The 26224-nt window shown below is 48.5% G+C and carries 28 protein-coding genes and 1 riboswitch; of the genes, 7 read left to right on the forward strand and 21 right to left on the reverse strand.

Features of this window, described 5'->3' with window-relative positions:
• Window positions 1–11: 11 nt before the first annotated feature.
• Genes cbiB through HP570_RS09740 form a run of 7 tightly spaced genes read right to left on the reverse strand, consistent with a single transcriptional unit; the run spans window position 12 to window position 4725 of the window.
• Window positions 12–962 (reverse strand): adenosylcobinamide-phosphate synthase CbiB, encoded by a 951-nt coding sequence (gene cbiB / locus HP570_RS09710; RefSeq protein ID WP_173625588.1) that lies wholly within the window; start codon window positions 960–962, stop codon window positions 12–14.
• Window positions 959–1591, reverse strand: a complete 633-nt coding sequence (locus HP570_RS09715; protein ID WP_173625589.1) for a histidine phosphatase family protein — start codon at window positions 1589–1591, stop codon at window positions 959–961. Before HP570_RS09715 ends, cbiB begins: the two co-directional genes overlap by 4 nt.
• Entirely contained in the window at window positions 1588–2328 is a 741-nt protein-coding gene (gene cobS, locus HP570_RS09720; protein WP_173625590.1) for an adenosylcobinamide-GDP ribazoletransferase, read from the reverse strand. The genes HP570_RS09715 and cobS overlap by 4 nt, the downstream gene beginning before the upstream one ends.
• A complete protein-coding gene (gene cobU / locus HP570_RS09725; RefSeq protein ID WP_173625591.1) occupies window positions 2325–2864 on the reverse strand; it encodes a bifunctional adenosylcobinamide kinase/adenosylcobinamide-phosphate guanylyltransferase in 540 nt (179 codons plus the stop codon). The genes cobS and cobU overlap by 4 nt, the downstream gene beginning before the upstream one ends.
• Window positions 2861–3976 (reverse strand): threonine-phosphate decarboxylase CobD, encoded by a 1116-nt coding sequence (gene cobD, locus HP570_RS09730; protein WP_173625592.1) that lies wholly within the window; start codon window positions 3974–3976, stop codon window positions 2861–2863. Before cobD ends, cobU begins: the two co-directional genes overlap by 4 nt.
• Entirely contained in the window at window positions 3973–4521 is a 549-nt protein-coding gene (gene cobO / locus HP570_RS09735; protein ID WP_173606148.1) for a cob(I)yrinic acid a,c-diamide adenosyltransferase, read from the reverse strand. Before cobO ends, cobD begins: the two co-directional genes overlap by 4 nt.
• A gap of 27 nt (window positions 4522–4548) precedes the next feature.
• Window positions 4549–4725, reverse strand: a complete 177-nt coding sequence (locus HP570_RS09740) for a hypothetical protein (protein ID WP_254495155.1) — start codon at window positions 4723–4725, stop codon at window positions 4549–4551.
• Window positions 4726–4760: 35 nt separating this feature from the next.
• A riboswitch (cobalamin riboswitch) is annotated at window positions 4761–4976 on the reverse strand.
• Window positions 4977–5159: 183 nt separating this feature from the next.
• On the opposite strand from HP570_RS09740, the gene HP570_RS09745 reads away from it, so the two are divergent.
• Window positions 5160–5852 (forward strand): M15 family metallopeptidase, encoded by a 693-nt coding sequence (locus HP570_RS09745; RefSeq protein ID WP_173625594.1) that lies wholly within the window; start codon window positions 5160–5162, stop codon window positions 5850–5852.
• A 100-nt stretch (window positions 5853–5952) separates the two neighbouring features.
• Here the strand turns inward: HP570_RS09745 and HP570_RS09750 are convergent, their stop codons facing one another.
• The 6 genes from HP570_RS09750 to HP570_RS09775 form a co-directional block, all read right to left on the reverse strand.
• Window positions 5953–7371, reverse strand: a complete 1419-nt coding sequence (locus tag HP570_RS09750) for a LeuA family protein (RefSeq protein ID WP_173625595.1) — start codon at window positions 7369–7371, stop codon at window positions 5953–5955.
• A 25-nt stretch (window positions 7372–7396) separates the two neighbouring features.
• The gene (locus HP570_RS09755; RefSeq protein ID WP_173625596.1) at window positions 7397–8488 is read right to left on the reverse strand and encodes an alpha/beta hydrolase; all 1092 of its coding nucleotides are present in this window, start codon (window positions 8486–8488) and stop codon (window positions 7397–7399) included.
• Window positions 8489–8524: 36 nt separating this feature from the next.
• Window positions 8525–8974, reverse strand: a complete 450-nt coding sequence (locus HP570_RS09760; RefSeq protein ID WP_173625597.1) for a DUF441 domain-containing protein — start codon at window positions 8972–8974, stop codon at window positions 8525–8527.
• Between the two features lie 8 nt (window positions 8975–8982).
• Window positions 8983–9843: a HesA/MoeB/ThiF family protein gene (locus HP570_RS09765; RefSeq protein WP_173606142.1), complete on the reverse strand. Its 861-nt coding sequence runs from the start codon at window positions 9841–9843 to the stop codon at window positions 8983–8985.
• A gap of 30 nt (window positions 9844–9873) precedes the next feature.
• The gene (locus HP570_RS09770; RefSeq protein WP_173625598.1) at window positions 9874–10722 is read right to left on the reverse strand and encodes a HesA/MoeB/ThiF family protein; all 849 of its coding nucleotides are present in this window, start codon (window positions 10720–10722) and stop codon (window positions 9874–9876) included.
• A gap of 214 nt (window positions 10723–10936) precedes the next feature.
• Window positions 10937–13024: a TerD family protein gene (locus HP570_RS09775; RefSeq protein ID WP_173625599.1), complete on the reverse strand. Its 2088-nt coding sequence runs from the start codon at window positions 13022–13024 to the stop codon at window positions 10937–10939.
• 255 nt (window positions 13025–13279) lie between these two features.
• Between HP570_RS09775 and HP570_RS09780 the strand changes: the two genes are divergently transcribed.
• Window positions 13280–14164, forward strand: a complete 885-nt coding sequence (locus HP570_RS09780; RefSeq protein ID WP_173625600.1) for a hypothetical protein — start codon at window positions 13280–13282, stop codon at window positions 14162–14164.
• Window positions 14165–14239: 75 nt separating this feature from the next.
• Window positions 14240–14770 (forward strand): peroxiredoxin, encoded by a 531-nt coding sequence (locus HP570_RS09785; protein WP_012684957.1) that lies wholly within the window; start codon window positions 14240–14242, stop codon window positions 14768–14770.
• Between the two features lie 182 nt (window positions 14771–14952).
• Here the strand turns inward: HP570_RS09785 and HP570_RS09790 are convergent, their stop codons facing one another.
• Complete coding sequence (locus HP570_RS09790) at window positions 14953–16527, reverse strand: FMN-binding glutamate synthase family protein (RefSeq protein WP_173625601.1); 1575 nt, start codon at window positions 16525–16527, stop codon at window positions 14953–14955.
• Between the two features lie 73 nt (window positions 16528–16600).
• Window positions 16601–16912 (reverse strand): hypothetical protein, encoded by a 312-nt coding sequence (locus HP570_RS09795; protein ID WP_173625602.1) that lies wholly within the window; start codon window positions 16910–16912, stop codon window positions 16601–16603.
• 369 nt (window positions 16913–17281) lie between these two features.
• On the opposite strand from HP570_RS09795, the gene HP570_RS09800 reads away from it, so the two are divergent.
• The 4 genes from HP570_RS09800 to HP570_RS09815 are packed head-to-tail and all read left to right on the forward strand — an operon-like array spanning window position 17282 to window position 20706.
• Window positions 17282–18574, forward strand: coding sequence for a right-handed parallel beta-helix repeat-containing protein (locus HP570_RS09800; RefSeq protein WP_173625603.1), 1293 nt, complete (start codon window positions 17282–17284; stop codon window positions 18572–18574).
• Window positions 18571–19152, forward strand: coding sequence for a nitrous oxide reductase accessory protein NosL (locus HP570_RS09805; protein WP_173625604.1), 582 nt, complete (start codon window positions 18571–18573; stop codon window positions 19150–19152). Before HP570_RS09800 ends, HP570_RS09805 begins: the two co-directional genes overlap by 4 nt.
• Window positions 19153–19169: 17 nt before the next feature.
• Entirely contained in the window at window positions 19170–19976 is an 807-nt protein-coding gene (locus tag HP570_RS09810) for an ABC transporter permease (protein WP_173625605.1), read from the forward strand.
• A gap of 4 nt (window positions 19977–19980) precedes the next feature.
• A complete protein-coding gene (locus HP570_RS09815; protein WP_173606137.1) occupies window positions 19981–20706 on the forward strand; it encodes an ABC transporter ATP-binding protein in 726 nt (241 codons plus the stop codon).
• A gap of 53 nt (window positions 20707–20759) precedes the next feature.
• Here the strand turns inward: HP570_RS09815 and HP570_RS09820 are convergent, their stop codons facing one another.
• The 6 genes from HP570_RS09820 to HP570_RS09845 form a co-directional block, all read right to left on the reverse strand.
• The gene (locus tag HP570_RS09820) at window positions 20760–21677 is read right to left on the reverse strand and encodes a response regulator (RefSeq protein ID WP_173606136.1); all 918 of its coding nucleotides are present in this window, start codon (window positions 21675–21677) and stop codon (window positions 20760–20762) included.
• Window positions 21678–21680: 3 nt separating this feature from the next.
• Window positions 21681–22949 (reverse strand): sensor histidine kinase, encoded by a 1269-nt coding sequence (locus HP570_RS09825; protein ID WP_173625718.1) that lies wholly within the window; start codon window positions 22947–22949, stop codon window positions 21681–21683.
• Window positions 22950–23025: 76 nt separating this feature from the next.
• A complete protein-coding gene (locus HP570_RS09830) occupies window positions 23026–23676 on the reverse strand; it encodes an amino acid ABC transporter permease (protein ID WP_012684947.1) in 651 nt (216 codons plus the stop codon).
• Window positions 23677–23691: 15 nt separating this feature from the next.
• Window positions 23692–24345 carry an amino acid ABC transporter permease gene (locus HP570_RS09835; RefSeq protein WP_012684946.1) on the reverse strand — a complete coding sequence of 218 codons (654 nt, stop codon included), beginning with the start codon at window positions 24343–24345 and terminating at the stop codon, window positions 23692–23694.
• Window positions 24346–24441: 96 nt separating this feature from the next.
• Window positions 24442–25293 carry a transporter substrate-binding domain-containing protein gene (locus HP570_RS09840; RefSeq protein ID WP_012684945.1) on the reverse strand — a complete coding sequence of 284 codons (852 nt, stop codon included), beginning with the start codon at window positions 25291–25293 and terminating at the stop codon, window positions 24442–24444.
• Between the two features lie 33 nt (window positions 25294–25326).
• Window positions 25327–26055 carry an amino acid ABC transporter ATP-binding protein gene (locus HP570_RS09845; RefSeq protein ID WP_012684944.1) on the reverse strand — a complete coding sequence of 243 codons (729 nt, stop codon included), beginning with the start codon at window positions 26053–26055 and terminating at the stop codon, window positions 25327–25329.
• Window positions 26056–26224 lie beyond the last annotated feature (169 nt).

Raw genomic sequence — 26224 nt, forward strand, 5'->3', positions numbered from 1 at the left:
TCGCTTCCTGTTTATAATAAAATCGATATCATCACACTAACGAGCAGACATAAGAGTGAAACGAGATACATTAAACGAATCGTCGCGACTATGTCACTTGCCTGCAATGGTCGTTTCGCATCTCCCATTTTTGCCCGGTTCGATGCAACGCCTTGGTAATAATTCAATCCCCCGAGCTGCACGCCTAATGCGCCAGCGACTCCGGCTTCCGGCAAACCGCTGTTTGGACTCGGATGCAAGTGCGCATCTCTTCTGATCATTGCCCAGCACTGCTTCCCATCTAATCGCTGCAGCCAGCTTGCCGCGACAAGCAACAAAGCCGTCAATCGGGCGGGTATGTAGTTCAGTACATCGTCAAAGCGGGCAGACGCCCAGCCGAGATTCAGATACTTCTCGTTTTTATAGCCAACCATGGAATCGAGGGTGTTGGCGGCACGGTACGCCATTGCCAACGGTGCTCCCCCAATCGCTGCGAAAATCAGCGGAGAGACGATCGCATCGACGATGTTTTCCGCCACGGTTTCTACCGCTCCCCGACATACTTCCGGTTCATCTAGTTGCTCCGTATCACGTCCGACTACCATGGACAAGGAGCGTCTCGCCGCTTCCATGTCCCCAGCCACAAGATGACGGGCAATCTCCATCCCGGCATCGGCCAAGCCTTTTGTCGCGATCGTCGTAGAAATCAACCAGGCACCCAAGATCCAGGAAAGCACCGGATGGATAAACGTCGCTCCCCACAGAATCAGCCAAACCACAGCATAGCTACCGCCAACGATCACGACCGGAAACAGGACTCCTGCCAGCTTCAAATGCGACTCCTCTTTGACGAGAGAACGTATGACCCGTTCCAATCGTGTAATCCACCAGCCCATGATGATCACTGGATGCGGCAAGCTCCGGGGGTCACCTACCACCCGATCAATCAAGTATGCCGCGCATAATATCCATACTTCTGTCATGTTGTCCCTCTCTTACTCTTCAGGGGTTGTGCCATCCAACTCTTCTCTTCCGCATCCAGGCATTCTGCTACCAGTGCCTCTCCATGCTTCATGCCCTCGACCTGCCAATATCGGTCAGGATTGTTTTCGAGCCAGGCGGCCTGGAACCAGCGGATCACGCCGCCATGTGTGACGATGACGACTGTATCGGATGTCTCCTCCTTGCCCGCTCTCTCCAACAAGGAACGTAGCCAACGATCCACGCGCATCCCTAGCTCTTCCAGACTCTCCCCTTGCGGAGGTCGATTTCGAAAAGGATCGTCGTACCACCTCGTGGCCAGCACAGGGTCCGACTGCATTAGCTCATCGTAGGTCATCAGCTCCCACTCGCCAAAAGACAGCTCTCTCAAAGCTGGCTCCGAAATAACCGATAGCCCCCAAGCAGCTGCGAGTGGTTCGGCAGTCTGCATGCATCTGAGCAGGTCACTCGAGTAAATCGCAGCGGGTCGCCCGATCAGCACTGGTAATTCCTTGGCCAAATCACTCGCGTGCAGATGCCCACGCTCATTCAAAGGAACGTCGCTATGCCCCAAATATCGATGCTCACGATTGCTGTCTGTCTCCCCGTGACGTATCCAAACCAGTTTCATAACCACCAGCTCCCGACTAACACGAGCAGAACGACCGCTTCACTGCTTTCGATAACAGCCCCGTAGCAGTCTCCGTTTAAACCGCCCAGTTTTTTTGCAACCGAGCGTGAAAATAATTGAGCGAACAACAGCGACAGGAAAATAGCTGTCATGACCTGCAAGCCCCCAAGATACCATCCTGCTGCAAACACGATGATGTAGCTCACGATGATAGAGGAAACGGAAAGCCCAGCACTGATGCCTTTTCCGATTCCTTTGTCCGCCGAAAGATACGGCCAGAGCTTGATCGACAAAAGCACATGCGTCCGCGCTGCCACTGGCGCTACGATCAAAAAGCTGCCCCAGCCCGGATGTGCGAGCTCTGCGACCGCCCCCGCCTTGATCAGCAACAGCATAATCGCAGCAAGTACGCCCATCGCACCTACGCGGCTGTCCTTCATAATCGCAAGGATTTGCTCTCGCGGCCTGCTGCTGCCAAGACCGTCCGCGAGGTCCATCCACCCATCCATATGAAGACCACCGGTTACGTAGACCCATGCGATCAGTGTCAAAATGGCGGCGATCCATGGACTAAACAACACCAGTCCTGCCTGATGCACACCCCATAGCAATAAACCGATGACCAAACCAACCGCGGGATACCAGTTGACGCTTTTTCTCCACGCCTCCTCAGAAGGACGAAGCCACGGGACCGGAATACGCGTAAAAAACGAGATTGCGTGTAAAAATGCATTCATCCTTTGATCCTCCACGGTATCCCCGACAAAACCGCGTAGACGGCGTCCGCTTGTCGCGCACTTCTCTGATTGACATCGCCCAGCACATCTGCGAACCATCTGCCCAAACGACTCAAGGCTACACCGCCCAATCCGACCTCGCTTGTGACAACAATGACTTTTTGCGGGGAATTCTGAACGAGGGTCAGCCACGCCTCTGCCTCCTGCAGCAGGGCTTGCGTGTGTGAAGCACTTCTCCATTCCGACTCATCCACGCTCATCAATCGATTACTCACCCAAGTGGACAGACAATCGATCAACACCACATCATACTGCTCACGAAATGCGTGGTAATCCGTTAATCGCTCTCCTATCTCCACACAGCCCCATTCCAGCGGACGACGTGCCTGATGCAGCTCGATTCTCTGCTTCATTTCATCATCCCAACCCTTGCCTGTCGCCACGTACAGGACTCGACTGCCCAACGTCATCGCGAGCTCTTCCGCGTAGCGGCTTTTTCCTGAACGGACACCGCCTGTTACCAGCACCAAGCTCATCGCTGTTCACTTCCTTCCGCATGGACCTCACGAAGCGCTGCCAAAAGTCGTTCATTTTCCTCTCGTCCACGCACGGCAACTCTCACATCATGGGCCGTCAAACCGGGATACATCGCACAGTTGCGGATCAGAACGCCTTTTTTGCCGAGTCGTGCCTGCAATTGCTCGGCTGGCAATCCTTCTGGCGAGCGCAGTAGCAAAAAGTTTGCCTCCGAAGGCCATACCTGCCAGCCCAACTCACTACGGATGGAATCAGTCAAATATGCACGTTCTGTTTTGATCAGCCTGCGCGTCTGTTCCTCGTATGCCTGCTCCTGCAAGCACAGTTCTCCTGCCAAAAGGGCTAGGGCATTCACACTCCAGCTCACTTGCTTTTGGCGCATTTTCGCAATGACATTCGGATGTGCAATCGCATAGCCCAAGCGCAATCCCGGGATCGCGTACATTTTCGTCATCGAACGCATCAAAATCACACGGGGAAAGTGCTCCAGCTGCATCGCCAAAGTATACTGCCGCTCTTCCTCCACAAAATCGAGAAAAGCCTCGTCCACGATGAGCCACGTATTGGTCTCTTGCGTCCATTCCGCCATTTGGCGCAGCTCTTCCGGTTGATACAGGATTCCGGTCGGATTATTAGGTGACCCGACAAATACGAGATCCGCCTGCGCAAAAAGTGTATACAGCTCTTCAGGATCGGGCTTGTACCCGTTCGCTTCCTTCCCGAAGCAGCCAATGACACGAGCTCCATACTGCTCGGAAAGTTGCGCGTATTCCGAAAAGCAAGGATACACCACACCAACTGTTTGCGGCGAAAGACCGAGGATGGCCAGCGCCATTGCCTCCGCGGCACCATTCGCAGGTAGCAGCCATTCCTCCGACATTTGCAGCCGTTTGGCCAGCGCACGACGAAACACACGATGTCCAGGGTCTGGGTAATGCGCTACAGCAGCCAACGAAGCCAGTAGCATCTCACGGACGCTTGCTGGCATCCCCAGCGGATTAATATTGGCACTGTAATCCAAAAACTGCCCGGGCTCTCGACCAAAGCGCTGCGCTGCGGTCAGCAGGTCTCCACCATGACCGTACGTCTCTATTACACCTGCGCTTGTCAAAACTCTACCCCCAGCACAGCTGGAATCCCTTCATCGTAGTAATGCTTGATTGGCTTCATCTCTGTCACCAAATCTGCGATGTCTAGGATCTCCTGCTTTGCTGCCCGTCCCGTAATCACGAGGTGGATATGACTTGGCCTGTTTTGAATCGCTTCCAACACAGCGGACAACGGCAACACATCGTCAATCGGGAAGCGGTCAATCGCCAATGCATTATTCAGCTCATCCAGAATGACGACATCGTACACTCCGGAAGAGAGCTTTTCACTAGCAAACGCCCAAGCTTCCTTCAATGCCTCACGATGCTCCTCCGGTGTCTTTGTCCAGGTGAAGCCGACGCCCATTTGCACGATTTCAATGCCCAATTTATCAAAAATAATCTTTTCTCCGTATGTTCGCTCCGGCGACTTGATGAATTGAACCATCAGCACCTTTTTCCCGCGCCCTGTCGCCCGTACAGCCAATCCGACTGCTGCTGTCGTTTTTCCTTTGCCGTCCCCTGTGTAAACGAGGGTCAAGCCCCGCTTCTTATCGTTTTTCTCCATCCTGACCACCTCAAAAAGTGACGTATTTTACTCTGCTGTTCTATCCATACTTTCCGAAGCAACAAAACGGTCATGACCGTTTTGTTGACCGCAAGCGGTCGCATCCACCTTTATGAAAAACGTCGAGACGTTTTTCACAGAAAAAAAGCGCTCTGTTTTCCCCAGTACGTAAGGAAAAACAAAGCGCGGATAGCTGAAAAGCAACAATCCTCACCTCTTCCTTTGACCCGAAGGAAATCAGTGTAAACGTAAAACAGGCAGGTCTCCTGGCTTGAGGATCATCGCTCTTCTTCTCCTTCCCGCTCCCGGATGGGCAGTGGATGGCATGATGCCTTGAAGAATAGCTACTCTCTTACAGTGGCGGGACCGCGTTGGCTTTTCACCAAACTTCCCTTTTAACCTTGCTCCTGCGAATCGGTTTCGCAAAAACAAGGACCTGTTTCTCTTCCATATGTAAATGTCATTCGTTTCGTTGACAAGCACTTGCTTTAATAATAGCAAAAGCTACCGAGGATTCAAGCAAAAGCTGCCGATTCCTCGCAGGTGTCTATTGGCAGAAAATTTAAGATAATGACCGTTTACTTACTTGACGTTTTTCGTTACCCTATTGGCAAAACAATCGAAAGTGGTGTGCAGTCATGCGATTTCCTCCGATTCCAAAAATACCAGACATGGTCCTGCCCAGCCCACTGCCGATCAAGGAATGCGGCGAACTGATGATCCCTCTCTCTTCCCTTTGTGAACAAATCACAGTCTATCCAGCCTACTACCACGAAGGCTATGCCGGAACACAGCCAGAAGCCTTTTTGCGAGAAGGGGCAGCACGCAAGCTCGCCACGGCTGCCGCCCAACTTCCTGTTGGCTACAAGCTCGTCGTGCTGGACGGCTGGCGCTCGTTCGAGGTACAGGCATCGTTGTATGAGCGTTTCCGTGAAGCTCTGCTTTTACAAGGTTGGCAGGAGGGACCCGCCCTCATGGAAGAATTGAGCAAATTCGTCGCATATCCAACAACAGACCTCTCCAAGCCGTCCCCGCACCTATCCGGTGGTGCAGTCGATCTGACTATCACAGGGCCTGATGGCTGGCTGGAGATGGGGACAGCCTTCGATGATTTCAGTGAAAGAGCTGATACTCGCCATTATGAAGAACTCGTACAGCCTACCCAAAAAGACATCGAGATTCGAGACAATCGCCGACTGCTCTATCATTTGATGACTACTGCCGGATTCGTCAACTATCCGCAGGAGTGGTGGCATTTTGAGTATGGTACGCGCACTTGGGGACAAAAAACGCAGCAGGAGCCGATCTATGGCGGGGTTTTGTCGATGTAACCACAAATACTCAAGTATTCAGCCGAAAAAGGCATGAGCCCGGTCTATACCGTACTCATGCCCAGATGGCCGCCCACTCCTCAATAAATTCCTGTACCTTTTAGCTCACTTGTATTTCAGAAGAAGCTGCTGAAACCAACAAGCTTTTGTTGTATTCAGGTGACAATACAATATTTGTATAAGTTCCGCGACCAGACACATAGTGATAGGAATGCTCGACCCCTGCTGGGATAAAAATAGCCGCTGGACTCTCAACAGTCTTCTCTTCTTCACCGAGTTGAACATGACACACCAGCCCAGTGCCATCAGGTGCATCTCCCCAAAAGAGGAAGGCACTGTCACAATGATGCGCATGTCTGTCTACATGCTTTTCAGGAATACCGGACAAATCGCATAGTCCAAATATCCTTTGGATCACATAGAATGAGGCTCGCTCATCAACACGCGAATCCATCATAACCCAGCGTATCCCTGGACCGTCACGATGATACTGTAGCTCTGAAGCACCTTTGGGAAACGGCTTTCCTACCTGTAAGGAAACAGGTAGCTTTGGACTTCCTATTGGAGGACGCTTTTCTTCGAGAAGCCGTGTTCTTCCAATTGTTTCGGGAGGTAATGGCTCATACGCTTTGGAATTTCTCTTTACGGCTTGGACATGGTAAGCCGATGTATGCGTAAAGGCATTTTGCCCGGTGATAGGGCGCAGTTCGTCCGGCCTATACCCTGTCGTCAGACGTATCGCTTGGACAAGCTCGGGAATTCTATCCAAAGAATATCGATGATCATTTCGCAGCTTTTGCAACGCAACAGTAAGCTGGATCAAGTCAGTAATGCCTGCTCTTTCACCGATCCCTAAAATTGTCGCATCAATGACAGAAGCGCCTGCATCAATAGCCGCCAGCGCATTCGCTTGAGCAAGACCGAAATCATTATGCAGATGAACTTCAATTTCGCATCCAAACTCCTCAATGGCACGAGTTACGATTTTTTTGCATGTATCAGGCTCCCAAATCCCGACAGTATCTGCCAAACTAATGCGATCTGCACCTGCCTGCAAAGCAGCATGACCTAAGCTGGATATCTTTTCCCACTCTGTCCGTGAAGCGTCTTCAATCGTGAATCTAACCTGTAATCCAAGCTTTTTTGCTTCGATAACTGCTTGTTGGACTTTCTCAAGTATATAGCTTTCCTCGTGATGTCTGAATTTGGTTTGGATAGACACATCATTAATGGAAGCCCATATCCCCACCCAGTCTGCTTTGGCGCGCTTTGCAGCATGTACTTCTTCAACAGTAGCTCTCGCATGCATTAGTATTTGCGCTCGTCTTGCCGATTGAGCCACTTTTCGGCAGATTTCTTCATCCAGAGCAGAAATTCCGGGATGGCCCACTTCTATGAGGTTTATTTGATAGCTTTCCAAGAGATGCAGTATGCGAATCTTGTCTTCGCATGTGAAGCGAACGCCTGCTTGCTGCTCTCCTTCTCGCAGTGTTGCATCCAAAATTTGAAATGGCTTCATTTCCAGCACATCCTTACGAGTTTACTTACTTTTTCAGGAATTCGTCTGTTTCACGCAAGAGCTGAGCACGATTTTTTTCATACAACACCCAATGTGTGGCATCTTTGATAACCACTTCTTGTTTTGCAGTTGAATTGGTCAGCTTATGGAAGAGGGACTTATCGGCAAAAAAGTCCAGATCTCCTCGAATGATCAACACTGGCGTCGTAATTTTCGCCGCATCAAAAATAGGTCTGTCCGTCCATATGTAATACAGATCTACCAAAGGTCCCATTGGACGGCGGATGGACTGTTCAGATTGCTTGCTGCTGTTAGGATCAGCGTTTACGAAGACCTTGGATACAGCATTCATTGCCTCACCAGAAACCAGATCACGTTTATCTAGCATCATGTGCCAATGGTGCATGGCCTTGTCAAACTGGACAACCTGATATGCTGGTAATTGGGGATTAATTTCACCTGGCTTCCCTTTTGCTTCAAACGGAGTTGCCATCAAAGGCAAAGAAAAACTATGCATAACACCATAAAGCACGAGTTTTTCAATATCATCGGAATGTTCAGTCGCGTACATCCCTGCAACAACTCCACCCCATGACCATCCTACGATACTGATTCTATCCACTTGTCGGGTTTTCTTTATGTGCTGGACGACAGCCTCCAGATCTTTTACCGCCTCAGTAGCACGGACGACAGGAGCATTCTTTACAGGTGGTTGATCCATCTCAACTGGTCGGGTAGAATGCCCGAACCCTCGGAAGTCCATCGCCCAAGTGTCGTAGCCTTGCTTTGCGTATTCCTCCATCCAGGAGAATCCCGGAACATCGAAAGCTTCGGCAGTAGGTACGCTAAACGGTTCAAGAAACAACACAACCTCTTTACTGGAAAACTTTTCCTTGTTTTTCGCACTCATATGCCTCACATACAAGGAGACGTCCTGATCGATGCTTGGCACTTTTAGTTCTTCCGTTACGATCTCACTGGTTGATTCCACTACTGATTGAGCTTGTGTTGTACTATTTTGATGGGGGGAATCTGGAGTTGAACACCCTTGAACAAGCAGGCCTAAAGATATGACTAGCATAAGAAAATGATTTTTCATTTGATGATTGAAATTCATAGTTTGGCACTTCTTTCAAATTAGATTTAGAGGGTCCTAGAAATTGAAGATTCTCGACAGCAACGCAATGCATCCAGCTGCAATGATTAAGCCTGCGGGCAGCCCATTTGACAGTAGCACGGCCAAAAGTGTTCCAATTGTTACGCCTATGAAAACAACCGGTTGATCTGGCAAAATACTTAAGCCTTTTCCCCCGACATAAGAGATGATAAAACCTGCTAAAATGGCTATCGTTGCTTTCCAACTGACCATTTCCTTACCAAGGGAGATGAAATCATATTTTCCTTTGGCAATCGGAATCAACAAGAATACCATTAGACAAAACAGACCCACATGGAACATTGGTTTTTGGATTGCATCCATGACAGGCACTGCTTTTAACAAAGATAATCCGAGCAGCAAGAGGGAAGCGTAGACGAGAACCAGATCCTTTGCCACTAATGACAAGATGGCGATTACCAGTAAGATAATGGTGGTATGCAACATAGGAGTCCTTATAGTAGCGTGTTATCCCAGCTTCCCTCTGCCGGGGCTTCCACCTGTACCATTTGGACGGAAGCTAAATTGACTTTGACTAGATTGGGAGCAACGGCTGGCAATAGGTTTGGTCTCTGAATGATTAGTTTGAATGCCTCAAAGCTAGCCAATACGCCGACGATATTCGCTACCGGAGCAAGCACTGCCCATGGAGCCTCTCCTTTTACATAGGCATCTGCCCATTCAGGCAAAGCGCCTTGCGATACGGAATACTTTGCACGCTCGTCTTTGATCTGACTAATTTTTTCACGCATCTCTGGTGTGAGAGGCTGTTTGTAAGAAGGGTGTCTCATGGCGACCTCATAGGGCAAGGAGTCCGGGGTCATGCACATGACTCCTCCACGGAAAGGTGGTGTTACCGCAATCCAGATGGAAGGAATCCCCATATCGGCTGCTGTTCTATGAATGATTACCCGTGCAACCAGATTATCCGTAGCATCTACAATCACATCTGTATCACCCAGCAGATCATGTGCATTTTCTTCGGTAACAAACTCCCTTGTTACCTTTACTTCCAGCTCTGGATTGATATCGTGAAGTATTTCCTTCGCTACTTCCGCCTTGGGAGAGTTGATTTTGCTGACAAAGCTGAGCATTTGGCGATTGAGATTACTTTCCTCAAACGAGTCTTGATCGATGACATGAAGCTTCCCTACACCCATCCGGGCGAGTTGAATCAATGTGATTCCACCCACACCGCCTGCACCTACCACCGTTACTCTTGCATTTCGCAGTTTGGCTTGCTCCTCACTCGTAATGATTCCGAAATTGCGGGTAAAACTATTGTTATATAATTGGCTATTTTCTATCAATGACACACGATCATCTCCTTTGTTCTTTCAAAATCGTTATAGTGTTGCATAGTTCCACGTTCCATCAGGGGGAGTTGTCACTTTTACCGGTGTGTCCGTATCTAGATTAATGAGAACTCCTTTGGGTGCACGTGCCAACGGTTCTCTGCCCGTCAAGATTTGCACGGCTTCATGAAAGCTGAAAAGCGATATGAGATGAGCGCGAACTGGTGTAATAATCCAGCCAGCCTTTCCCTCACAAAAATCCTCTGCCCATTCCTTTGGAGCTCCTTCTTTGACAGAGTGCCAGGCCCTGGCTTTTTTTATGTCAGCAATCTCTTGGCGTAACGCTTCATTGGTCAACTTTTCCCCTGCTCCTGGGATGTTCAATGCTGTTTCGTACGAAATGCCGTCTGGAAAAAAGGAAGAGACAAACCCTCGGGTTGGGGGGCTCCCTGACATGCCCACGCTTGGTATGCCCAGCTCACGCGCGGTCCGGTGGATGATAACACGGGAGGGTATATCGTCCACTGCTTCAATCACCAGATCATGCCCTTTCATCAGTTCAAGCACATTGTCTTCATCGACATTTGCCTGGACGCATCGAACAGATATGTATGGGTTTATGGATTGAAGAACTTCTTCAGCCGTCGCCGCTTTTGATTTACCCAATGAATGTACCGTAGCCAGCATCTGACGATTGATGTTAGAAACCTCGAATTCATCAGGATCTACTCCGGTGACATGCCCGATCCCCATGCGGGCGCAAAGAATCGCTTCCATTCCCCCGACCCCACCGAGTCCAAATATGATGACCTTTCCGTCCTTTAGGCGTTTTTGTTCCTCAGTGGTATACACGCCAATATTTTTCTTGACCATTTCCCAATAAAATGAATCCATTTCCAATTCTTTTTCCTCCTCTTTCCAAATTGAATTGTCCATTTACATTTGACATTATAGAGTTCCAGTTACTAGCAAAAAAATAGCTCGTTATGACTATTAATTGGGTTTTATTTGAAATTTCCATGAACATAGGAGAAAAATTTTCAGCTAGAATAGACAAAATAAAAAGGCTTGAGTCCGGTACAATACCGAATCCAAGCCTTACACTCCCCTAACCTTACTGCATAAAATCCGCCATGATGATCTCCGTATCAAACGGCGTAATCCCTTCCTCCAAGGAAAATACCGTATCCGCCTCTTCTGCTTCATCAGTCAACGTCCCTCTCGCCTGTGCATGAAGCATGAACAACTCATGCAGGGTAGGCTTCACCAACGAGGTGAGCGCTCTTCCCATCAGCTCCACCCCTCCAGCATTGGACTCCACATTGTTGGCAAAACGCGGATCAGAATTCAGGGCGATATCCGTCCAAATCACTTTTCTCTCCACGAGATCCAAAATGACCGGGATACAAATCTGCGTGTTTGCGGCGAGATCAATCTTGTCCTGTACCGTCTGCGGCTCGAAAATTTCTCCTGTCTGTGGCGCCGACCGAATCATCCAGCCTGCGTAGCATTCAGGCAAATCGCAATAAGGATGACTCGTATACGAATACAGGCTCATGACGACGTACCGACCACCATAGCGGATGACAGAATCAATGCCGATGTCGATGAATTCGCACGCACCTTTGGGAGCCTCCACGATATCCCCGCTATGGTACGCTTGATACTTGTCGGAACGCAGATTGGTATAAGAAATATGCTCCATGTACTTCCAGTCTTTGTTATAGAGTACGGCAGACAAATCGATATCGACTCTGCCTGTAGGGACATCGTTGACGATCCCTTCCCTCCACCACAGGAAAAAGCGAATCGTTTCTCCATCCGGGATCGCTAGTCGGGAGCCGCGTGCAATCGTGCGCAATGCCTTGCTGGCGGATCGCATCGAAAACGGAACGAGATGCTCCTGTAGCTGTGGATCGATATAGACGTTGCCCAGCGACGGCAATTGGGCAAAACGGTTCAACAACGCTGTCCGGCAAATATCCGCTGCCTTCTGTCTGATGTCCTCTTGCAAGCCTGGCACTCGGTTTTCGATTGCCTGTACTTTCGCCACTTGCCCTTTCGGAAAAAAGGTCCGCCATTCCCCGTAGCTGTCCCGTTTGTCGAAGTGATTCATGACTTGCAAAAGAACTGGAGTCGATACAATATCCGCAATTTTCTCGAAGGCAGTAAGGACTGGACTCCCCTGCTCCACCAAACGCAACAAATGATCCAGACGACGGGCAAATTCCCCTGGACGTTGTTCGAGCAGCTTGATCGCCGTATTCACATCCGCACGTACTAGCGCCTGCTCTACTTGGCTATTGAATGTCTCGATCTTGTGATTGTTGCGCAAAATATCGAATGCTTCTGCCGCTTTCGGATAGCGATCCTTATATTCAAACGGATGCAAGATTTCCCCGAGACGAATCCATCTGTTTTTGTAACGATTCATGTCTTCTACGATATTCGAGCTGGCTTCCAGCAGGCTAAGGAGCAGCCTTCTTTCCCCGCGTTTGAACTTGCGAAATTTTGCAGGCTCTGCCAAGCTCACATCTCCATCAGACAACGCCACCGCCAGACGCAATACATCTGTCGCGGTCTTGCAATAGTGGGCAAAAAAAGCAGCAGGAAGCTTGTCATATTTGAGCAGCAAGCTAGCAGCGATCGCCACGTTTTCCTTTTGAGGAATCTCTGTCGGCAGAGCTTCTGCGACTCCTTCATAGGCCTGAATCAAGCCCTCCAAGTCTTCCTTGTCAGTAGCAGACAGCGAGCTATTGGCGCGCAGCAAGTTCATTCCTATCTGAAGCAGCTCTTCGTCTGTGCCCAAATGAATCAGCTTCAGGCGAGATTCTCTTAGCAAAGGCAAACGTTTTTTCACTTCGTGCACAGGAAGGTCCAACGTCAAATAATGAATAATCGCATTTACAAAAAGCTCACTCTCGCTAGCCTCCATGACTTGCCTAGGAAAATTCGGATACATCGGCTTGTACTGGCGGGATGCCCCGATCTTTACTTTTAGCACAGCTACCACATCCGAATAGAGCGCAAAAAACTCTCCTTCCGACAGCGTCCGGATTCTTTCTAGCAATTCCAGTGAAAAGGTATAGCCCAAGCTCTCTATATTGCGCAAAGCCGCAGCTAAATAAGAGGTAGGCAGTTCATGCTGCCCCTGATGTACGATGATTTTATTTTTCCGGCGAAGGTAGATTTGATTTTTCATTGGCATCACGAAAAAAATCAGGAAACCTTTCGCTTAGAAGGAAGGTGTACAATAGCCTGATTTTTTATTCCTTTTTGTAATTTTTAACCATCTTACTTCAATTCTCCCTGATGGTAAAGCTCTCCTCAGGAACGAGACATAAATCCGTCCCCAGTCCTAATTCGATTTCATCCCGCTGCCCGTTATTCCGCATTCTTCATCCCTGTAAAGTGAGTAGCAGAGTACCAAAACTTTACTGGAGGGAGAACTCGATTCATGAAGCAATCTGTTAGGAAAAGTCATACAGCCCCCCCTTTCTTTCAAGGGGAGAAATGGTTAGTGTACACCGGCTTGCTCGGCTTCTTACTCGCTGCCATATGCGCGATCTGGATCATGCTTCACGGAGGACCCGTCGCTCCTAATGGCGATGTCTCGAAAGCGGTTTCCTTTAATGCCGCACTCGGAATATTTTTATTGACGACAGCCGCAATCATTCCGTTATCAGCCTTGGGTACACGAAGTAGAGCTTTCTTTCGCTGGTCTTATATCCCGCTTGCTCTCTATTCTTACGGAGCGGAAACCGTACAAAACTTCCGCGGTGTGGACCCGAGGTTCGTCAAAAATGGAACACCCTTCGACGTCGCCGTTGGTTCCATTTTTACTTTTGTGGCTCTTCTTCTGGTCCTCTTTTATGTATTCATTGCCATTCAGTTTTTCCGCAGAAAAGCTTATTCCCTACACCCAGAGCTAGCCATTGGCATCCGCTATGCCATGATTGCGATTATGCTCTCGTTTGCGGCAGGCCTCTGGATCTCATTCAACTATGGTCGAGTGGTCGGAGAGGAAGGGAATATCATTTGGCTCCATGGCATTGGTTTTCATGCTCTGCAAGCAGTACCTTTTGTCGCTTGGTTAGCGGAACGTAAAAAGCATGTGTCCACTGCTCGTACTGGACTCATCCATCTCACGGGCATCGCCTACTTGCTCGGTTTGGCTGCAATCGGCTGGCAAACCTATCTCGGTCGTGCTGTTTTGGAAATGTCCGTATTTCCGATTATCGCCGCCTGTTGTTTCTTGGTTTCCTTTATTCCAGCTGTTTTCTTCCTTCTCCAAAAGAACGATGCAAAAAAACTCCACTACACTTCTGATATTCCGAACTAATTGATTCTCCTTATCATTCGTGATACTTTGTTACCAGTACCTGACATACGGTATCAGAAACGAGGAGATCGGACTATGACAGCACGTATTGGACTTCCTGCACCTGATTTTACGATGGACACCGTGACATTTGACAACGGATTTCCCCTGCCAAAGAGCTTGGTAGACTATCGTGGAAAATGGCTTCTTTTGTTCTTTTATCCGTTTGACTTTTCGAAAGTATGCCCGACCGAAATTCTCAGCCTCAATCGCCGGATCAAGGAGTTCACGGATTTAAATGTCGAGGTGCTTGGCATTAGCGGCGACAGCATACATACACACAAAGCATGGATGAGAGCGAGTGAAGGCATCGGTCCACTCTCCTTCCCTCTCGCTTCTGACTACAGCAAAGAAGCGACCATGGCATACGGTGTGCTGGACGAAGCAACCAAAGCTCCGCTGCGCGGCAGCTTCATCATCGATCCAGAAGGCATCCTGCAATACGCAGTCATCTCCAACTCCAAGGTTGGCAGAAGCGTAGACGAGACGCTCCGTGTGATCGAAGCTCTGCAATCAGGCGGATTGTGCCCAATGGACTGGAAGCCTGGGCAAAACACGATTTCCTAATCGGTAGACATAAACAAAGGCCGCATGATCGCTTGCACAGGATCATACGGCCTTTTTCATTTTTTAATAGGCATAAAAAAAAATCAGGAAAGCAGTACCCCTAATATCGGATTGGGTTAGAAGGAAGGTGTACTATAGCCTGATTCTTTCACCATACCATTATTTATCTTCTCTGTAAATACTTATCTAGACGCGACCGGATACGGAAACAAGTCAACCACACGCACAGTCTCCCCGCTTTCGTTGGTAAACACGACATGCTCTCTCCGAAGCTCGGTCGGACTCTCCAAACCACATGCTGCCGCCAGCGAGAACAAGCCTTCCCTCAACTGCAAAATATAGTTCATGACACGCCACTGCTTTTCTGCTGGCACCAGTGCCTCCTGGTATTTGGAATCCGTCGTAGTGACTCCTGTCGGACATTTGCCTGTATGGCATTGCATCGCCATGATGCAGCCAGTTGCAATCATGAAGCCTCTCGCGGAGTTGACGCAATCCGCTCCCAATGCCATGGCGATCGCTACTTTGTCAGGGGTAACGAGCTTGCCGGAAGCAAAAATCCTGATGCGGTCCCGGACACCGAATTTCCGCATCGTATCATCGAGTATGATGAGCGCGGCGAACAGTGGCAAGCCCATGCCATCTGCCATTGCCTTGAACATTGCGCCTGAACCGCCCTCTGAGCCGTCAACCGTAATGAAATCCGGGTAAATGGACAGCTCCAGCATTTTCTCAAAAAAATGCTCCAACCGCTTTGGATCGCCGACGACGATTTTCACCCCCACCGGCTTGCCTCCCGCCTCCTGCAAACTACCGATGAAACGCAAGGCTTCATCCGGATTGGTGAGGAACTCGAAGCGGTTCGGTGAATTGACGGTTTGTCCCACAGGCACCAGCCTCGCTGCCGCTACTTTTTCCGTGACCTTGGCGCCCTCGAGATGCCCTCCGCGTATTTTGGCCCCTTGATGAAATTTCAGTTCGAACGCTTTGATGTTCGGGATGCTTGCCTTTTTCTTGAATTCTTCGATGGAAAACTTGCCCTTGTCATCACGGAAGCCAAACATCCCCGGCCCGATTTGCGAAATAATATCTACACCTGTAGAGAGGTGAACTTCTGCAACGCCACCCTCTCCTGTATTGATCCAAGAACCGCCTGCCATACGTGCCCCATACCCAGCGGACATGATATAGTTTTCTCCCACTGCTCCAAAGGAGGTAGCTGAAGCACCGAACATCCCTTTTATCCGCCAGGGCTGCCTTCTGTTTTCGCCAACGACAATGACATCCTCGTCATGCAGCATCCACGGCTTAACCTCTAGTTCCTCGATAAGCTTTTCTCTTCTTGTAAACAGACCCTCATGGGTAATCTCATACTTTTTGCCAGGGACGACTTTCTCATTATCTACCCGCAGCTCACTCGTCAGCCTCGGGAACATCGCATTGGACAAATAGAAGCCAGGCTTCTCGTAATCGCGTTTTCCACCAAACGAGATCAGGTCGGTCCTATATTTGGCCGCATAAACCATACCGACAAAGTCAGAACGGGAGAACGGCTTCCCTTCTGTATCCGATTCAAACCAATACTGGCGAAACTCAGGCCCGAGCTTTTCCAGCAAATAACGCATCCACCCCAAAAAAGGATGGGAACGAATAATGGAGTGCTTCGGCTGTTTAGACAGGGCGTACATATAACCGAAAAATACAATGGGTGGCAGAAGAAGGATGATGATAATGACGCATAACAGAGTAGGTACCACTTGTGTTTACCCTCCCCAAACACAATATTCTAGTAAATCATGTCAAGGATAGGATGCAACAAGTTCTCTGTTTTTAATCGTATTTCTCATCATCCTCCCGAATTTGCCCATCTACGATCAATTCTAGCTCCGTCTCAAAATTCAGCATGATTTCTACAGGCAGCTGCTCTGCAACCTCTGCCATGTCCGGAAGAAGCAATGCATCCTCTACCGTATCAGGCTTCGTCTCCAACTGATCGTACCACTCGCGAATGTGATCCATCATGCGGTAAAACGAAGCCTCAAACTGATTCGCATCGTCCTCCGCGTCGTCCTCGTGGCTCTTTTTCATCCGATCCCAAAATTCCAGCGTCGTACGCAGTGCTTTTTCTATGTTTGTATCCATTTATCGTCTCTCCTTTTCGTCTCTTCCTTCTCTCTCATTTAGTATGACCGCTTCGATTGTACAATGCCACCTCAGGTGTAAACCTCTCGATCCTTCCATTTTTTCATAATCGTTGCGTTTTTTGACACGTTTTATAGCCCGGTTGAGTCATACGAAAATGAAAAGAGGCTGTTATCCTAAATGTAGCTAGCAGCCGATGATCCGGCAATAAACAAGAGAGCTCTCTAGTGGAATAGGGGAGGATGCACCCTGTCATTACGATGGAACAATCGAAAATTATCTCTCCCGCTACTTTTCGTCTCCGTCATTTGTATCGTTGCTCTACAGCTGCCTATCGCAGCAAAGGCGACGCCTGCGGATACTGACTCCTTGCAGGCGATGATTGATCAAGCACGCCCTAACGATACCGTTACCATCCCGTATGGTTTGTACAAAGGTCCGATCCGCATTACCAAGCCAATTCAATTGGTAGCCAATGATCCAGTGAAGATCATCAATCCGACCGAAGAAGAGGCAACGCTCACGATTGAAAGCGACAATGTAAGCGTACAAGGAATCCATATCGTGGACAAGCGAATCAACAGTGACGTAGCCGCTCTTGTCATCCGTGGCGATCAAAACTTCCTGGAAAATGTCATCGTTGAAACGAAAGGGATCGGTATTCAATTACGGCAAGCAGACTACAACACGCTGCACAACGTTCAAGTCATCGGAAAAATCAAAGGTGATGGCAGCCCAACGACCAGTTCTGGACATAATCACGGAGCACAGCCTGAAGTAAAGCCAAAGCAAACGGAAAAAGCGAGACGAGGAAACGGAATTGACGTGCGTGAATCGGATCATAACCGTTTCATTAAAAATCAGGTGACGAATGTCGAAGATGGCTTTTATGTCGAAAATAGCGATCGAAACCATTTGGAACAAAATCTGGTGACGAGCTCGCGGTACGGCTATCATTTCATGGGCACCTCTGATACGACCGTCATCAACAACATTGGAATGGAAAATGTGACAGGCTCCCAGCTTATGGAGTCGCGCAAATTGACGGTTACCGGGAATCAATTTTTGAAACAGCAAAAAAATCCTGGTTCGCAAGGAATTCTTCTTATTACCGTACAGGATACGCTGATTGCAAACAACACGATTGAGGGGAACCGCGTTGGACTGTATTTAGAGCAATCATCCGGTATTACGGTTAAAAACAATTTACTCAGTCTCAACTTTATCGGCATGCAGTTTTTGTCCTCTTCTGACAACGTATTAACCGATAATCAATTTGTCTCCAACGTCATCCAAGCGCAAGCCCAGGATAGTCAGAACAACAACTTAAACAAAAACTACTGGGACAATCTGCAAGGACTCGATGTAAACGGGGATTCTCGCAGTGATTTGCCGTACGAGATGAATCCTTTTTACCTAGGTTTGACCGATGCGGTTCCTGCCTACCAGTTGTTTTTCCAAGCCCCTGGATTCGTGTTTCTGGAAGGCTTGTTTACAAGTGGGGCCGGTTCAGCAATCAAGGACGCATCTCCTTTAATGCAACCCTCGGACACCGTGCTCATTGAATCCGGGCAAACGAGCAGTTGGGGTGCAGGCATTCTTGGACTTATCTTGTTAGTAGGAAGCTGTTCGATCATTTATATAGGAGTGAGAAAATCATGAACAAAATGAAAAAATGGGGTACAACAATCGGAGCAATTCTCGGCATTAGCCTGCTTATGGTCGGCTGCGGAAGCGAAGAGCCGAAACCTGTGGATATCGCGGAAGGCGTAGACAAATGCGACCTTTGCAAAATGCATGTCCCTAACGATCACAATGCTACTGAAATCGTCTTAAAAGACGGAAAAGCACTGAAGTTCGATGATCTCGGCTGCATGAACAACTGGACGAAAGAGAATGGAACCGATAACGTGGCTGTACAATTTGTCCGCGATTACTACACAGCAGAATGGACAAAAGCAGAGAAAGCTACCTACGCTTACGACAAAGACTTCAAAACGCCAATGACATATGGCATCTATTCTTTCAAAGAGAAGTCTGCTGCAGACAGCTTCGTTCAGGAACAAAAGAAAGGTATTGTCATGAGTGCGGATGAGTTGAAAAATCATAGCTGGGAAAATGGCATGAGCAAGCACATGAACAAAGACGGTCAGTCTTCCGAAGGCCAACATCATGGCGGTCACGAAAGCAAGCCTGCCGATCACGGCAGCAATAGTACTACCCCAACCACACATAACTAACAGAGGGAGTGGAGTCTTTGCACATCAATCTGATTGCCAAACGAGAAGTGAAGGTAGGCTTTCGCAATCCATGGTCCTACTCGTTTATGGCTCTGTTCTCCCTGTTTAGTTTGGGGCTCTTGATTATCCAATCGCAGTCCTACATGAAGGGTTATACGTATACGACAGGTACCATGCTGAATCTGATTTTGTATTTGCTGCCACTGATGACGATGCTTCTCTCCTCTTTTTCCTTGACGGCGGAAAAAGAAGAGGGAGGCTGGCAGCTCCTCTCTACCTACTCCATGACGACCTTTTCGTTTTTGGTGGGGAAATATTTGGGACAAGCACTCGTGTTAGTTGCGATCGTCAGCTTCGGGTATGGGTTGTCTGGTGTAGCTGGTATGCTGTTAGGAAAAAGCTTTGCATTCTCAACACTTTTGTTTTTGCTTGCCTTTTCCATCTGTCTCATTCTTTTATTTTTGGGAATTGCCATGCTGATTGGAGCCATTAGTAAAAACCGTTGGCAGGCTTTGACGATGGGAGTCAGCATCTGGTTCTTCTATATTCTGGCATGGCCTACTCTTCTCATCTCTGTGCTCAGCTTCGTCCCTTATACATGGATCAAGCCTCTGCTTCAGCTCGCAACGTTTCTCAACCCAGCGGAGTTTGTACGAATCTTTTCCGTTGCCAGATTAGGCGGTGGCTCGATCTTTGGACCTGAATACTACAAATGGGTGTACTGGGCTGATTCTCCGCTTGGTGATCTCATCTTTGTCACACTCAGTCTGCTCTGGATCAGTGCGACCTTGTTCATAGCCATCCGGGTATGGGAAAGAAGGTAATGCAATGAATACGTTAGGACTTACCATCGACCAGGTCGCTAAGGAAATCAATGGGAAAACAATCGTCCACCCATTCAGTATGAACATTCCACCCGGCCAAGTCGTCGCCCTATGCGGCGGGAACGGCGCAGGGAAAAGTACGATTCTGCGGATGCTGGTCGGTATTCTCCCGCCTTCTTCGGGAACCATTCAGCTCAACGGGTTAAACTGGAACGATAATCGCGTAGAGTATCTTCAAGAAATCGGTTATATGCCGGATCACTTTACGTTTTCTGCCGGACTTACCGCGAAAGAAACGCTCGAGTTTTACGCTTCCCTGCGCAATCGCACCGCCGAAGAGGCGGATCGGCTGCTGAAAATGGTGGGACTGCATGAAGTGAGAAACAAACGAGTGTCTCAGTTCTCCAAAGGCATGCAGCAGCGTCTCTTGTTTGCCCAAGCGATATTGGCAAAGCCTGCACTCGTCGTTCTCGATGAACCGACCAACGGACTCGATCCGTATTGGATGGATGCATTTGTCGATCTCGTGCGGGAAGTAAAGCTAGCGGGTCAATCCGTTCTCTTTACGACACACCAGTTGCAGGTGGCAGATGCGGTAGCGGATCGGGCAATTTTCTTGATGAATGGGAAAATCGTGCGTGATGGGTCGATAAAGGAGTACCAGCAGCAGTATGGGGCAATTGGTTTGTATGGTGCTTTTTCCGAGCTTGTGAATCAGGCAAAGGCATGAATAAAAAACGCGGGAGATTTGATCGTTTAGATCGACTCCCGCGTTTTTGCTATTTATAGCGCCTTCGCTTCCATATAAAAGACCGATAAAAACTTTTTCACACTAATCCGGCACTTCGTCGTTTTTTCGCCCGCCTCCAGCTCTTGCATCCGTTGGCGAATTTCTTGAAAGTCAAACAATCGTGGTGCAAAGTGTTCAAAGGTCGGGTTGGCATAGTCGGTCAACCCCAATGAGGAAAGATGCGTAAAGGCTTGCAGGACCATCCGGCGAATCCGTTGTTCCATGGCACGCACCTCTTTGGTAATTCCATGCTCATTCAGGCTGGCATGCACCTTCAGCAGAATTTGTGTGTACAGTTCCTTGAGCTGCAATTCGTGCAGCTTGTCTCCTTGCCGCTCATCCTGTACGAGCCATTCCATGATCAATAGCAGATCGGGAGCCCCGGCTTCACCTGCGATCCCTAGCTGCAACAGCAGCTTTCTCGCTTTTTGTGCCAGAATATCCTGATCGGATGACTGACTTTTCAAGCCGCTGGTATGTGGTTCTTTTGCTTTGACATCCAGGATTTGCAAGGATTTGCGGATGGTTTGCAGAGAGGCTTCCAGCGTCAAGTAATCCGATACCCGCTTTAGCACAGCCATGACTTCAAGGCGGTTGATCGGCTTTTGAATAAAGGTATCAATTCCTTGCAAATAAGCCTCCCCGATCATTTCCTTGTTCTCCACCTGTGACACCATAATGAAGCGGCCCGCGAAGCCATCTGCCTGCAACTTTTTGATTGTTTGGATGCCATCGAGTCCCGGCATCAACAAGTCGATCAAAATGACATCGACCCCATACAGTAGATCAATCGATACGTGACTGCCGTCGCTGGCTTGTCCTACAATTTCACCCAACCCGCTGTCTTGAATAATCCGTTCGAGCATGCGGCGCACTACGGCATCATCTTCAATTAAAAAGAAACGTATCATTGCTTACACTCCCTCCTTTCCGAGCAATTGGTCAGTCGGAATTTGCACTTCCAAGTGTGTCATTTGCTTCTGATCAGGTAAAATACGCAGGCTTCCTTGTAGGCTTTGGACAATTCCTCGGGCATGCGTCAGTCCAATTCCGGTAGATGCATTTCCCTTTTCATCATATTTCGTCGTATACCCGGGCTGAAACACCCATTCCTGCTCTTCCAGCGGGATTCCCGGACCACTGTCAAGTACACTGAACACCAGATGACGATGAATCAGCTTCACATTCAGCTCAATCCGTCCCGACATGGGAATCGCCTCTACTGCATTGGCTACCAGGTTGTTTAGCACGGAGAGCAGCGCATAGATTTGGCTGGTAGACAGGTTGATGTGACAGCTCCACTCGATTTGAATTTCCTTTCCCAACATCTCGGCGTACTTCTGATTCGCCCGAGCAACCAACTCACACAGCTCTTTGATCGGTAGTTGTGGTGCTAGTCCCTCCTGATTGATTAGCTTGGAAATCCCCGCCAGCATCCGCTGCGAATCTTTTTTTACTTCATGTACATTCTCGGCAATCGCCAAGGCCGTCGGGGATTCCGCATGCTCCGAGGTGAGCAGACGTCTGTAGAGCTGATAGCTCTCACGCGTGATTTCCTCCAAATGCGTCATTGATTTGCGCAAGTAAAAGGCTTCCTCATACAGCTCCGTATTGATCATCCGCAGACGCTCCAACTCTTGCTGACGCACCTCTCCCACTGCCCGCAACTGCCTGATCGAAAAGCTGTTGTACAAACCAACAGCAAAAAAGCTGCGCAAGACCCCAAAGAAGAGAAGCATCAAAAAGCTCTGCCAAGTGATCGGCGGAAAATCAGTGAAATACTGTCGTACTTGGATCTCTACCACATTGGAGATGAAATCAATAGATGCACCTATCAGCCCTAACCATAGAGGAAACTCGCGATACCTTCGCGCACGGAGCAAATAAAACAGAACCGTAAAGCTGAAATAGTAAAAGGCGGAGGGAAGATGAGCAGCCACACTCTCCATGTATGGACGGTACGCAAAAAAGACATCCATACCGACGCGAAATCCGAAGATAAACGTCCCTGTAAAAAAACCCGTCAGCAATACAGGTACGGACGAAAACCACAGCAATCCGAAAAAGAAAGCAGCGATGCCCAAGGAAAAACGAAAAGACCCTCCTACGGGGTTTACCTTCATCTCTCCAAAAAAAGCAGTTGCCAGCATGATAATAAACAGGATCAAAAGGCGTTCTCGCATAGCTGCTCCTTTCACACGGAAAAAGATCTCCTATTCTTATTTTACTAAGAATCGGAGATCTGCAAAGATAAAACGCTTACGCGTGCTTATTTTCCAGTCGCTTGGAGACGACTGACAGCGCGTAGTTGACGACAAAGTACATCACTGCCACCATCAGGAAGGTCGGGATAACGTAGTTAACATTGCGTCCGTTGATGATTTGCGCATGGTTCATCAGCTCTGGCAAAGCGATTACGACAGCCAGCGATGTATCCTTCAAGAGCGAAATGAATTGGCTCACAATCGGCGGAACCATCCTTCTGAGAGCCTGTGGAAGGACAACATGCCACAGTGTCTGGACATAATTCAGACCTGAGGAACGTGCAGCTTCAATCTGTCCTTTTTCGACCGAAGTTAAACCGCTTCGCACAATTTCCGATAACATCGCTGCTTCGAAAATAACCAACGCCAAAACAGCAGCCCAAAACTTGTCCAGCTTGATTCCCACTTCCGGGAGAGCAAAATACGTAAAGAAAATAATCAACAAGAGCGGCAAATTACGAATCAGCTCTACGATTGTCCCGAGAACTTGTGAGACTCCGGGAATTTTTGCGTAACGCAAAACCCCTACGATAATCGCAATCGTAAAACTGAAGACAATTGACAAGAAAGCGACCTGCAAAGTGACCAAAAAGCCTTCGAGCAGGAAGGTCAAATGACTGGGCGCATATGCTCCGGTAAAGTCCATGATGTCCCCTCCTCCTTAGCGGCTTCCAGCCAAGCGTCGCTCCAAATAACTGACGAACGCGCTCAACGGAAGGGTCAGAATCAGATAGAAAACAGCTACAAAGATGTACACATCAAAGGTAACAAACGTATCAGCGGAAATCAGATCTCCATAGTACATCAGGTCAAGACCTGCAATCACACCTAATACCGAGGAGTTTTTTACGAGATTGATAAACTGGTTGCCCATCGGCGGGATCACGACCTTGATCGCTTGTGGCAAAATGATATAGCGCATCGTTTGTCCGTACGTCAATCCCGAGGAACGAGCGGCTTCTGTCTGTCCTTTTGGAATCGCCTGAATGCCTGCGCGGATCGTCTCTGCGATAAATGCTGCGGTATACACTGTCAAGCCAAGCGTACCTGCAATAAAAGGCTCCAGTATGATACCAATGGCCGGCAAGCCCACAAAAAAGAGGAAAACGACGAGAATCAACGGGATATTACGCACAAACTCGATGTATGCCGTAGCGATCCACTTGAGTGGTCGAATCGGAGAAATCCGAAAGATCGCAAAGAGCGTCCCCAGTACAAAGCTCCCAACGAGAGCAAGCAGGCTCGCCTGCAAGGTGTTCCAAAAGCCTTTGAGATACATATCCATGTGATCAAACAAGATAGAAAAATCGATCATCTCTTATGCGATCCTCCTTGTGTGCAAAATTCTGTTAGGAATATAAGGGAATGAGCGGCAGAGTAAACCGCTCATTCTTTATGGAGTCGAACCGCATTATTTTTTAGGTTTTGTTCCGATCCATTTTTCGTAAATCTTGTCGTATTCACCGTTTTCTTTCATTTCTTTCAGCAGATCGTTCACGGTTTTCACGAATTCAGCGTCACCCTTGCTGATTGCAATACCGTATGGCTCTTCCGTGAAGGTCTCTTCTGTTACACGGTAGTTCGGATCTTGCTTCGCCATGCCGTACAGGAGAGCGTTATCAGTTGTCAGCGCGTCACCTTGACCAGCTTTGAGTGCTGTGAAGGCTTCCGCGTAGTTTTCGAATTCCAGTACTTCTACGTCAGGAGCACTCGCTCTGATGTTTTTCGCAGAAGTAGAACCTTTTGCGGTCACGATTTTCATGCCTTTTTGCATGTCTTTCAGACCGTTGATTGGGCTGTCCTTTTTCACCAAGAAAGATTGACCTGCCAGGAAGTACACATCAGAAAAGTCTACTTCTTTTTTACGGTCTTCTGTAATGGTCATCGTTGCGATGATCGCGTCAATTTCTCCGTTTTTCAGCATCGGAATACGCGTTTTGGAGGTTACTTCCTTCAGCTCAATTTTGTTTTCGTCCCCGAGTACTTTCTTTGCGATCGCTTTCGCAATATCGATATCGAAGCCTTCTACATTTCCGGTTGCCGGGTCTTTCAAGCCGAACAAATTCAGGTCGTACTTCACTCCGACTACGAATTTGTCTCTTTCTTTGATTTTTGCCAATGTGCCTGTACCTGCTGCAGCTGGTGTACCTTTTGCGCCGCCTTCTGTTGTACTACCTCCACCACAGCCTGCCAACGCAGTTGCGCTTAGCATCAGAACGAGACCCATACCTGCTACCTTTTTCCACAGCTTGTTTGCTTTCATCTGAATACCCCTTTTCTCTATCATTTTCTTTTTTTAGTGATTCAAAATCCGACTCAAGAACAAACGCGCACGTTCTTCACGCGGACTTGCGAAAAACTCCTCTGGTGTCGAATCTTCGAGAATCGTGCCCTGATCCATAAACACGATGCGATCTGCCACTTCGCGGGCGAAGCCCATTTCATGCGTCACGACCACCATCGTCATGCCTTCCTTCGCCAGCTTCTTCATGACATCGAGCACTTCTCCGATTGTCTCGGGGTCCAGTGCAGAGGTCGGTTCGTCAAACAGCATGATTTTTGGTCGCATAGCCAGTCCGCGCGCAATTGCTACGCGTTGCTGTTGACCGCCAGATAGTTGCGTTGGGAACATTTCCGCCTTTTCCGGAATCCCTACCTTTTCCAAATAATAGAGAGCTGTTTCTTCGGCTTCCTTCTGCGATACGCCCAGTACCTTGGTTGGTGCCAACGTAATGTTTTGCAGTACGGTCTTGTGCGGGTATAGATTGAAGTGCTGGAACACCATGCCGATGTCCCGACGCAGCTTGTTGATATCGGTGTTTTTACCGTTCACTTTCACCCCGTCTACCACTAGCTCTCCGTCTGTAACCGTTTCCAATCTGTTGATGCAACGAACCATCGTGCTTTTACCCGATCCTGACGGGCCAATGACCACGACGACTTCTCCCTGGTTGATATGCAGGTTGATGTTCTTGAGGACATGAAAGCTTCCGTAATGTTTATTTACTTGATGAAAACTAATCAACCTTAAATCCCCCTTGCTCTATGTCTTATTTTGTATACTAATGTCGAACTACTCAAAACTACTGAAAAAGACAAAGAAAAGTTTTTCTGTTTAAAATTTTCTAATAACACACAATAAAAAAACGAAGTGAACCTCCCAGGCAAATGGGAGCCAATATATTATGTAAGAC

The organism is Brevibacillus sp. RS1.1 (assembly GCF_013284365.1).
GTDB lineage: Bacteria > Bacillota > Bacilli > Brevibacillales > Brevibacillaceae > Brevibacillus > Brevibacillus brevis_D.